The sequence below is a fragment of the Streptomyces lushanensis genome (assembly GCF_001700515.1).
In the GTDB taxonomy this organism is placed as follows: domain Bacteria; phylum Actinomycetota; class Actinomycetes; order Streptomycetales; family Streptomycetaceae; genus Streptomyces; species Streptomyces lushanensis.
In genome coordinates, this window is sequence record NZ_MAUD01000403.1 from 1 (window position 1) to 9,972 (window position 9,972).

Consider the following 9,972-nt stretch of genomic DNA (forward strand, 5'->3'; position numbering starts at 1 on the left):
GCCGCGTTGTCGTCGGTCGCCTACGCTCCGCGTGGGCTCCCTCCTCCGCCTTGCGATCCACGGCACCAGACTCGCTCCCCGATCCGGCCAGATCCAAACGAAAGACCCTAGGGGCCCTCGCGAAATCACGCTTCTCACCGAGTAATGTCGCACCTGAGAAGACGATCACGAGGAAGGACAGCTCCATGCTTTCCCGCCTGTTTGCCCCGAAGGTGAAGGTCAGCGCCCACTGCGACCTCCCCTGTGGTGTGTACGACCCCGCCCAGGCCCGCATCGAGGCCGAGTCGGTCAAGGCCGTCCAGGAAAAGATGCAGGGCAACGACGACGCCCACTTCCAGGCGCGCGCGACGGTCATCAAGGAGCAGCGCGCCGAGCTCGCCAAGCACCATGTCTCGGTGCTCTGGAGCGACTACTTCAAGCCCCCGCACTTCGAGAAGTACCCCCAGCTCCACCAGCTCGTCAACGACACCCTCAAGGCGCTCTCCGCCGCGAAGGCGTCGACCGACCCCAAGACGGGCGAGAAGGCGCTGGAGCTCATCGCCGAAATCGACCGCATCTTCTGGGAGACCAAGAAGGCCTGACCGCCGCCGTGCGACAAGCGGCCCCCGCGTGGGGCCGTGGTGGGGATCAGATCTGTGCACGGAACGGCCCGGTCATGGGAGATGGCCGGGCCGTTCTGCTTCGGCGGCCCCTTCCGGACGGACCGGTCGCTTCGGCGGGTGGTCCGGTCCGTATGGGCTCAGTCCTCGGGGAACGGGGTGTCGCTCCAGCGGAACCAGGCCCGGTCGCCCTTGATGTGGAGGAGGAACTCCGCGACGGGACCCGTCGGCGAGTGGAGGGAGACCGCGCGCTCGACGGCGTCGTAGGAGGTCTCCCACGCGGCCTGGTCCTCGTCGATGCGGTCGAGCAGTGCCAGCTCGTGGTCGAAGAGGGGGCGCACCGACTCGAACGCCGGACCGGGGGTGAACCGGCCGCTGAGCCAGGGGAAATCGGCCACCTCGATGGCGATGTGCCCGACCGTTCGCCCGTCCTCGCGCGCCACCACGCGCCAGACCTCGTCCGTAAAGCCCACGGGCTCGCTCCCACCGTCCGCACAGGAGGCGACCTGTCGAAGCGCCGCCATCAACCACCGACAGCAACCGACAGTAGCGGACCGACGCGCTCCGGCCCCGCAAGGATTACGCGGGTGCCCGGCAGGACCTCCGCCCGGCAGGACTTCCGCCCGGCCCGGCCGAAGGGCGCACTCAGAGCGCCGGAGCGTGGAGCAGCGGGCTTTTGTTGCGGGTGAGCCAGAGGCGGTAGTCGGTCGCTCCCAGGGCCGCTTCGCGGTAGGCCTCTTCCAGGTCCGGGTAGACCTGGGCGCCCATGGAGGCACCGTCGGCCGTGGGGCCCGGACGGGAGAACAGCAGCAGGCGTACCGCCAGGGGATCGTCCCTCAGCGGTCTGATCGCCATGTCCTCGCGCGGGCGCGAGGTGGGCTGACAGGGTGCCACGGCCTCGCCCACCGCGATGAGCGACGCGGCCGTCAGGTAATCGCCGTGCAGTACGGGCGGGTTGAGGCCGGCCGCGCCGAGCACGCGGCGCAGGCCGTCCCATTCACCGTCCACCGTGGGATCGACCATCCAGCGGTCGCCGGCGAGGTCGGCGAGTTCCACCACCGGGCTGGCCGCCGCCGGATGGTCGCGGGCCATGGAGATGAACTGCGGTTCCCGCTCGACCAGTACGCGCGCCTCCAGCCCCTCCGGGACATGCAGCGGGCAGCCCTCCACCTCGTGCACGAAGGCCACATCGAGCTGTCCCGCCGCGACCGTCCGCAGCAGCGCGTTGGCCGAGACATCCATCTGGAGCGAGATGTCCGTGCCCGGCAGCCGCCGCCGGAGCCGGCGCAGCCAGCCCACCAGCGCGCGGCTCGCGGTGGAGCCGATCCGCAGCCGCGGGCCGCCCGTCGGATCGGTCGCCGCCCGCGCCTCGGCGACCAGCGCGGCCATGCCGGAGACCAGCGGCCGGGCCCGGCTCACCACGGAGCGGCCCAGCGGAGTGGGCCGGCAGCCGGTGCGTTCACGCGAGAACAGCTCGGCGCCCAGGGCATTCTCGATACGCCGCAGCTGGGTCGTCAGGGACGGCTGGCTCATGCCCAGTTGCCGTGCCGCCTTGTGCAGACTGCCGGTGTCGGCGATGGCGCACAGGGCCCGCAAGTGCCTCACCTCCAGCTCCATGCCCCGAGGGTAGAGCCGCCTCAGGAGACGCACCAGGTGCCCAAATCGCAGTAATTGGCGGCGCATTCACAGAAACTCGGCCAGGGCGGTGATGCGCTGGTGCTATCGGGAATTGACATCATCCGCACGGCGCCCGGCTCCCCGAGACTCTCCGGTACCGAACCCGTTCACCGGTTCCGTTCACCGGACGATTAGGGAGCCCCCCACATGAAGCACCCCAAGACGGCGATTTCCGCGATCTGCGGAATTGGCCTGGCATTCGCGACCGCGTTCAGTGTCGCACCCACGGCCACCGCCGCCGACACCGCCGACACCGCGGCTGCGGGCGCCGGTTCGTACGCCGCCTACGCGGGCTCGAAGGCCGAGGCCGCCGCCAACAAGGCGTTCTTCGACGCCGTTCTCAAGTCGGTGGCCGAAAAGCGCGCCGCGAATCCGGGCGTTCAGGCCGTCACCGTGGTCTACAACGCGTCGGGCGCGCCCAGTTTCGCCGGCCAGATAGCCAGCAGCACATCGATCTGGAACAGCGCGGTCAGCAATGTGAAACTCCAGGCCGGCAGCAATGCCGACTTCACCTACCGCGAGGGAAATGACTCGCGGGGCTCCTACGCGAGCACCGACGGTCATGGCCGGGGTTATATCTTCCTGGACTACCGGCAGAACCAGCAGTACAACTCCACCCGCGTCACCGCGCACGAGACCGGGCACGTCCTCGGCCTCCCGGACCACTACTCCGGTCCGTGCAGCGAGCTGATGTCGGGCGGCGGCCCCGGCACGTCCTGCCAGAACGCCCAGCCGAACGCCGCTGAACGCGCCCGGGTGAACCAGCTCTGGGTGAACGGTCTCGCCGCCGCCCTGGCGAAGGTGTCCTGACCTCACGCTCGACAGGGGCGCCCCGAACGCACCAAGGGGCGCCCCTTCCCACGCTCCCCTTGGTAGCGTCTCTCGGTGGACTTCAGTACGAACACCGGCGCGTCGCCGAACAGCGAGTTCGGCCGGGCCATCGAGGGTGATTTCGAAACGCATGTGACGGTACGGGCCGACCGGCCGGACACGATCGCGTCGCTCGGCGCGTGGGCGGCGGCCCACGGTCTCGAACTCACCCATATCATTCTGGACCGCGGTCGCACGCCGTCCCAGCCGATGCTCACCCTGCGCGGCACGGGCACCCTGGACGAGCAGCGCCGCGCGGCCGAGCAGTGCACGGATCGCCTGGCGCGGGCCGGATTCACGGTCGTACGGACGAAGATAGAGGCGGCGCCCTGGAACGCGGGCGTACCGCAGACCGACGCCGAGGCCGCGACGCTCCCGGCGCACTGCCACTTCGAGCACCACATCACGTTACGGCTGCCGATCCCCTACGACACCAAGCGGCTGACCGCGGTCGTCGAGGGGCACTCCGCTCATGTCTCGCGCAACGCCCGGCGGGTGCTGTCGGGCGGGGTCCAGGAACGCCTCGTCACCCAGCGCGCCCGCGGTGTCGGCCGTCCGGCGGCGCGTGCCCGGCTGGACGCACTGCTCGACGGACTTATCGCCGCCGGTTTTCAGCCGGTCGACATCGCGGAGGAGTTCGTCCTCCATGACGACAACCCGGCGATGGACGGTGGCTGGATCGAGGAGTCGGCCACCCTGCCGAGCGACTGAGGAACGGGCTCGCCCCGGGCCGTCAAGCCCGGCTCAGGCCCTCCGGAGCCGGTCTCAGGCCCTCCGGAGCCGGTCTCAGGGCCCGGAGACGTAAGGGCCCGGACGTACGGGCCCGGGCTCAGCGGGAGGGGGCGGTACCACGGGGTGGGCGAACCGGGTGCCCGGCCCATCCGGCCGGTGCGCCGAGCCGGGTCACCGGCGCCGGGCTCTCCGGGCGCGGCGCGCCTCGTCCGCCGAGGCCGGTCTGCTCCGGTTCGCCTACGCGCAGGCCGGGCGCCGGGCCGGTCGTAGCGGCCTCGTCCTCGTCCTCGGCGGGACCTCACACCATCAGGCCGCCCCCACCAGCGACTTGCCGCCCAGTTCCGTCCCTGCCGGAAGCTGGCGCCGGATACGGTCCAGCGCCTCCTCGAACCCGCCGCCCGCGATACCCGACGCATAGGCCGCCCCGCCGAAGTGCAGCGTGAGACTCAGCTCCGGTCCCCGGCCGCCCGAGGTCTCGGCGCCCCGCTCGCCGAGCGCCAGCAGACAGCTCAGCGTGGCCTGCTGGACCGTGCCGTCCGAGGCGACGGGCAGCGGGATGTCCCACTCCATGACGCACGACGACAGAGCCTCGCCCGCCCCTACCGCTTCCAGCGCGGCGAAATCCGCTCCTTCGTACTCGACTCCCCTTATTCGGGTGCGCACTTGCCGCCCACCCGCGGTGAGGGTGATCGCTTCCGCCCCCTGGCGGTCCCGGTACCAACCCGCCCATGTGTCCGTCGACTCCGCTGTCATGGCGCGGACTGTAGCGCTAGCGGATCTTTCCTCGCAGCACGGGTCACCGCTTCCTGTCGTACTTCCGGACACGTCCACCGCTCCCGAAAGTCCACGCGCTCCCCGGGACGAACGCAGCAACGGCGAGAACCAGCCAGGAGCCGGGGTGCCCCGGCGCTCAGCGGGTACGGCGCGTGACGAACTCCGCCAGGGCCAGCAGATCACCAGCCGCCGCCAGATCGGGGACCGCCCGGGAGAGCTGGTGGACCGCCCTGGACATCCGGTCCGCCGCCTGGTGCTGCGCCCAGTCGCGCCCGCCCGCCCGCTCGACGGCGGAAGCCGCGCGCCGAACCGCGTCGGCGTCCATCGGCGACCGGTACAGCTCGGCCAGCTCCTCGGCCGCCGGGGTCCCCGAGGACAGGGCCGCGACCACCGGCAGGGACTTCTTGTGGGCCACCAGATCGGCACCGGCCGGTTTGCCCGTACGGTCCGGGTCGCCCCAGATCCCGATCAGGTCGTCGATGAGCTGGAAGGCGAGGCCCGCCTCCCGTCCGAAGGCGTCGAGCGCCGTGACCTGCTCCTCCCCCGCGCCCGCGTACAGCGCGCCCAGGGCACACGACGTGCCCAGCAGGGCGCCCGTCTTGGCGGTCGCCATGGCGACGCACTCGTCCAGCGAGACATCGTGCGGATCGCGCTGCTCGAAGGCGCAGTCCGCCTGCTGGCCCGCGCACAGCTCGATGACACAGGCCGCGAGCCGGGCCGCGGCGGCGCCCGACGCCGGATGCGGATCCTCGGCGATCAGCCGCAGGGCGAGGGCCATCATGGCGTCGCCCGCGACGATCGCGTCGGGCGTGCCGAACACCTTCCAGGCAGTGGCGCGGTGCCGTCTGGTCGGGTCCTCGTCGATCACGTCGTCGTGGAGCAGGGTGAAGTTGTGGGCCAGCTCCACGGCGACAGCCGCCCGTACGGCCTGCCGCGGGTCGCCGCCCAGCGACCGGGCGGCGGCCAGGACGAGCGCCGGCCTGATCGACTTGCCGGCCCGCCCGGCGGCCGGTGTGCCGTCGGCGTGCTCCCAGCCGAAGTGGTACATCGCGATCCGGCGCAGGGAGACGGGCAACGACTCGACGGTGGAACGCAGTTCGGGATGGACGGCGGTACGGGTGCGCTCCAGGAGGGCGACGGCCTCCTCGCCCTCGGTCGCGGCGTCCGCGCCGCTCTCGACGGCGGCATCCGTGGTGGTCATGGTCACTTCCTCTGCGGGCATGGGGAAACCGGGGCATGGGCTGGAGTGGGGCAACGCGGGTCCGATGCAGAACGAGGGCAACGCGGGACCGGGGCGGTTCCGTAGCGGGGCGACTCCGTAGCGGGGCAATGCGGGACCGGTGAGGCCGAGGTCCGGAACAACGCGGCACCGCGGCACCGGGGCGACACGGCACGGCCGGCCCGGGTGGGCCGGCCGTGCGGTCCCGTGCGCTCTCTCACGGTCCGCACGGCCGGCCCACCCAGGGCCCCGGAGCGATCACCTCACCCCCGGCGCCTCACCCCCGGCCCAGTCACCCCCAGCGGCCCACTTCCACGTTCTCCAGCACGCCCAGGGCGTCCGGCACCAGAATCGCCGCCGAGTAGTACGCCGTGACCAGGTACGAGATGATCGCCTGCTCGTCGATGCCCATGAAGCGGACCGACAGGCTGGGCTCGATCTCGTCCGGGATACCGCTCTGCTGGAGTCCGACGACCCCCTGCTCGGCCTCGCCCGTACGCATACAGATGATCGAGGTCGTCCGGGCGTCGGAGATCGGGATCTTGTTCGACGGGAAGATCGGTACCCCGCGCCACGCGGGCACATGGTGGCCCGCGACCTCCACGCTGTCCGGATAGATCCCGCGCTTGTTGCACTCGCGCCCGAAGGCGGCGATGGCGCGCGGATGCGCCAGGAAGAGCTTCGAGCCCCGGCGGCGCGAGAGCAGCTCGTCCATGTCGTCCGGGCTCGGACCGCCGTCGTGCGGCTGGAGCCGCTGTCCGTAGTCGCAGTTGTTCAGCAGACCGAACTCACGGTTGTTGATCAGCTCGTGCTCCTGGCGCTCGCGGAGCGCCTCGACCGTGAGCCGCAACTGCTGCTCGGTCTGGTTCATCGGCTGGTTGTAGAGATCGGCGACCCGGCTGTGGACCTTCAGCACCGTCTGCGCGACGCTCAGTTCGTACTCGCGGGGCGACGCGTCGTAGTCGACGAACGTGTGCGGGACGACCGCCTCGCCGACATGACCGGCGGACAGATCGATCTCCGCCTCGCCGTACTTGTTCGTCCGCTGGTGCGGTACGGAGGCCAGCGACGCCAGATGGCCGCTCAGGGACTCCGCGCGCGCCGCGAGGTTCAGTACGTCGCTCCTGCTCAGCACCAGCACCGTGCACGCGGTCGCCGCACGGGCCGAGTATCCCCAGGTGGCCTCCCCGTCCACCAGGGCCTGGTCGCCGAAGTACGCGCCGTCGGCGAGCACTTCGAGGACCGCCTCGTCCCCGTACGGGCCCGTGACCACCTTCTCGACCCGGCCGTGCGCCAGGAGGAAGACCCGGTCCGCCGAATCACCCGCGGCGGCCATGACCTCTCCCGCCGCGAACTCCCGCTGCTCGCACCGGCGTGCCAGCTCCGTGAGCACCTCTTCGTCGCCGTACGCCCGGAGAGCCGGCAGCTCCCCGAGCTCGGCGGGGATGACCGTCACCCGGTCTCCGGTCTGCACGAAGGTCACCCGTCCGTCACCGACGGCGTAGCTGAGCCGGCGGTTCACCCGGAAGGTGCCGCCCTGCACCTGGACCCACGGCAGCATCCGCAGCAGCCACCGCGAGGTGATCTCCTGCATCTGCGGTACCGACTTGGTGGTGGTCGCCAGGTTCCGGGCGGCGGCCGTTCCCAGACTCTGCTGGGGCGGCGGCTGCACTGCGCGGACCTCGTCACCAACCGACATGAAGTCTCCCTCTCGATCATGTGCTGACCTGCAAGCAGAAAGCTTCCAGCACAGGGAGTGCCCGCACCATTACACAAAAGAGTGGGACTGGATCACGCCGCAGTGGGCAGGACACACCGAATTCCATCCCGATGGCCCAGTCAGGGGCCCGTTCATGGCGTGTCCGCGCCAGGCGGCACGGCGTACGGCGTCTCGTACAACAGCTCTCCCGCGAGCACACCGGCAGCGCATCCGCAGCACGTCCCCGGCACACCGACGGCTCATCCGGTGACTCCCGCCACACTCCCCGTGTCCGGATCGGCTCGCACACCGTCCGAACGGCTCGTGACGCCGTGGACCTCCGGGTAGCAAGCGGCGGTACGAGACATTCCGCCCGCCGGCCGGAAGCTCGCCCATCCGAAGGGAGTCGGCCATGGCCCGACCCATGTCCGCGGGACGTTTCCTCGACGCGCTCACCAGCGAGGGCCTCACGGTCGTCGAAGTCGGCGACTGGCGTACCCACAACCGGGACCACCGGGGCCCCTGGGGCCCGGTCCACGGTGTGATGATCCATCACACCGTCACGCGGGGCACCGACGCCACCGTACGGCTGTGCAAGAACGGCCACTCCGCCCTGCCGGGACCGCTGTGCCACGGTGTGATCGCGAAGGACGGCTCGGTCCATCTCGTCGGCTACGGCCGGGTCAATCACGCCGGTCTCGGCGATGTCGAGGTGCTGCGGGCGGTGATCGCGGAGAAGCGGCTGCCACCGGACAACGAGGCCAGCACGGACGGCAACCGCTACTTCTACGGCTTCGAGTGCGAGAACCTCGGTGACGGCGAGGATCCGTGGCCCGAAGCGCAGTTGGAGGCCATCGAGAGGGCCGCGGCGGCCGTCTGCCGGCACCACGGCTGGACCGCCGCGTCGGTGATCGGGCATCTGGAGTGGCAGCCCGGGAAGGTCGACCCCCGGGGCTTCACGATGGCGTCCCTGCGCGCCCGCGTCCGGGACCGCCTCGTGTGAGGCCCCCGTGTCCCGTACGGGACCTCGCGCACAGCCCCCTGTCTCCCGTACGGCCCGGACCTCCCGTACGGCCCGATGCGACCGCGGGCCCGACAATGGCGGGGTGACCTCCTACGAAGCGCTCGAACCCGACGCCCTCGGGCCACGGCTCCCGTCGCCGCTGCGGCCGGCCGTGGACGAGCGCTTCGCCCGGCACGGCGTACGGCTGCTCCTCAAGCGCGACGATCTGATCCACCCCGAGCTGGTCGGCAACAAGTGGCGCAAGCTGATGCCGAATCTGCGGGCCGCCGCCGCGGCCGGCCGGCGGACCCTCGTCACCTTCGGCGGCGCGTACTCCAACCATCTGCGCGCGACAGCGGCGGCCGGGCGGCTGCTGGGCTTCGACACCGTCGGGGTCGTACGGGGCGAGGAGCTGGCCGGCCGGCCGCCGAACCCGTCGCTCGCCCGGTGCGCGGCCGACGGGATGCGGCTGTGCTTCATGGACCGCGCGGCCTACCGCCGCAAGGCCGAGCCCGAGGTCGTCGACGCCCTTCTCGCGCGCGAGGGCCTTGATCCCGGCGCGGTGCACCTCGTGCCCGAGGGCGGCAGCAACGAGCTCGCCGTACGCGGATGCGCGGAACTCGGCCGGGAGCTGCGCGGGAGGGCCGAGACCGTGGCCGTCGCCTGCGGGACCGGGGGAACGCTGGCGGGGCTCGCGGCCGGGCTCGGCGCCGGACAGCGGGCGCTGGGCTTTCCGGTCCTCAGAGGCGGCTTTCTGGACCGGGGGATACGGGACCTCCAGCGCGCGGCGTTCGGCGGCCCGGCCGGGGAGTGGAGCCTGGACGAGCGCTTCCATTTCGGCGGCTTCGCCCGTGTCCCCGCGGAGCTCGACGCGTTCGCCGAGGACTTCGAGGAGCGGCACGGGCTCGCGGTGGAACGTCTCTATGTCGCCAAAATGCTGTACGGCCTCACGGTCCTGGCGGAGGAGGGCCTCTTCGCACGCGGTACGACGGTGGCCGCCGTCGTCACCGGCGGCCCGGAGCCACACGAACCGTACGAACCTGCGGACAGGGCCTAGACCCTGTCCGGAGCGTGTTTCGGAAGTCGCCGCCCGGACCCGGCCCGTTCGGACCCGGCCCGCCCGGACCCGGGCCGTCACGGCGCGCCGTCCTCCCGGTACGCCGCCGCCTCCTCCAGGTCCAGTCTGCGCAGCAGCGTCCGCATCATCTCGTCGTCGATCCGCCGGCGGTCGCGCAGCTCCACGAAGACCGCCCGCTCCGTCTCGATCATCTCGCCCGCCAGGCGCCGGTAGGTCTCGTCCGCCGACTCGCCCGTCACCTCGTTGACCGCCCCGAGCCGTTCCCACACCGCGTTGCGGCGGCGCGCCAGGACCGCGCGCAGCCGCAACGCGGTGTGGGAA

At 71.5% G+C, this 9,972-nt stretch carries 10 protein-coding genes and 1 pseudogene; 5 read left to right on the forward strand and 6 right to left on the reverse strand.

Annotated features, from left to right (window positions below; translation table 11 throughout):
- Nucleotides 1-185 precede the first annotated feature (185 nt).
- The gene (gene sodN, locus BFF77_RS27780) at nt 186-581 is read left to right on the forward strand and encodes a superoxide dismutase, Ni (protein WP_066955106.1); all 396 of its coding nucleotides are present in this window, start codon (nt 186-188) and stop codon (nt 579-581) included.
- A 158-nt stretch (nt 582-739) separates the two neighbouring features.
- Here the strand turns inward: sodN and BFF77_RS27785 are convergent, their stop codons facing one another.
- Together BFF77_RS27785 and BFF77_RS27790 are read right to left on the reverse strand one after the other, a co-directional pair.
- Nucleotides 740-1,072 (reverse strand): hypothetical protein, encoded by a 333-nt coding sequence (locus tag BFF77_RS27785; protein WP_066955109.1) that lies wholly within the window; start codon nt 1,070-1,072, stop codon nt 740-742.
- A 172-nt stretch (nt 1,073-1,244) separates the two neighbouring features.
- Nucleotides 1,245-2,216: a LysR family transcriptional regulator gene (locus BFF77_RS27790; protein ID WP_211280328.1), complete on the reverse strand. Its 972-nt coding sequence runs from the start codon at nt 2,214-2,216 to the stop codon at nt 1,245-1,247.
- Between the two features lie 207 nt (nt 2,217-2,423).
- Here BFF77_RS27790 and snpA point away from each other — a divergent pair, with 207 nt between their 5' ends.
- Both snpA and BFF77_RS27800 read left to right on the forward strand, forming a co-directional pair.
- Nucleotides 2,424-3,086, forward strand: coding sequence for a snapalysin (gene snpA / locus BFF77_RS27795; protein WP_066955112.1), 663 nt, complete (start codon nt 2,424-2,426; stop codon nt 3,084-3,086).
- A 75-nt stretch (nt 3,087-3,161) separates the two neighbouring features.
- Entirely contained in the window at nt 3,162-3,857 is a 696-nt protein-coding gene (locus tag BFF77_RS27800) for a regulatory protein RecX (RefSeq protein ID WP_245703729.1), read from the forward strand.
- A 327-nt stretch (nt 3,858-4,184) separates the two neighbouring features.
- Here BFF77_RS27800 and BFF77_RS27805 read toward each other — a convergent pair whose 3' ends face one another.
- From BFF77_RS27805 to BFF77_RS27815, 3 genes are all read right to left on the reverse strand, one after another.
- Nucleotides 4,185-4,631 carry a DUF6304 family protein gene (locus BFF77_RS27805; RefSeq protein ID WP_066955115.1) on the reverse strand — a complete coding sequence of 149 codons (447 nt, stop codon included), beginning with the start codon at nt 4,629-4,631 and terminating at the stop codon, nt 4,185-4,187.
- Between the two features lie 157 nt (nt 4,632-4,788).
- The gene (locus tag BFF77_RS27810; protein WP_107422267.1) at nt 4,789-5,853 is read right to left on the reverse strand and encodes a family 2 encapsulin nanocompartment cargo protein polyprenyl transferase; all 1,065 of its coding nucleotides are present in this window, start codon (nt 5,851-5,853) and stop codon (nt 4,789-4,791) included.
- Between the two features lie 310 nt (nt 5,854-6,163).
- Nucleotides 6,164-7,570: a family 2B encapsulin nanocompartment shell protein gene (locus BFF77_RS27815; protein ID WP_066955122.1), complete on the reverse strand. Its 1,407-nt coding sequence runs from the start codon at nt 7,568-7,570 to the stop codon at nt 6,164-6,166.
- 412 nt (nt 7,571-7,982) lie between these two features.
- Between BFF77_RS27815 and BFF77_RS27820 the strand changes: the two genes are divergently transcribed.
- The gene (locus BFF77_RS27820) at nt 7,983-8,573 is read left to right on the forward strand and encodes an N-acetylmuramoyl-L-alanine amidase (protein ID WP_066955126.1); all 591 of its coding nucleotides are present in this window, start codon (nt 7,983-7,985) and stop codon (nt 8,571-8,573) included.
- Nucleotides 8,574-8,676: 103 nt separating this feature from the next.
- On the forward strand, nt 8,677-9,630 hold the full coding sequence (locus tag BFF77_RS27825) for a 1-aminocyclopropane-1-carboxylate deaminase/D-cysteine desulfhydrase (protein WP_066955129.1): 954 nt from the start codon (nt 8,677-8,679) through the stop codon (nt 9,628-9,630).
- A gap of 77 nt (nt 9,631-9,707) precedes the next feature.
- Here the strand turns inward: BFF77_RS27825 and BFF77_RS27830 are convergent.
- Nucleotides 9,708-9,972, reverse strand: a pseudogene (locus tag BFF77_RS27830) (Na+/H+ antiporter); the annotation flags it as partial.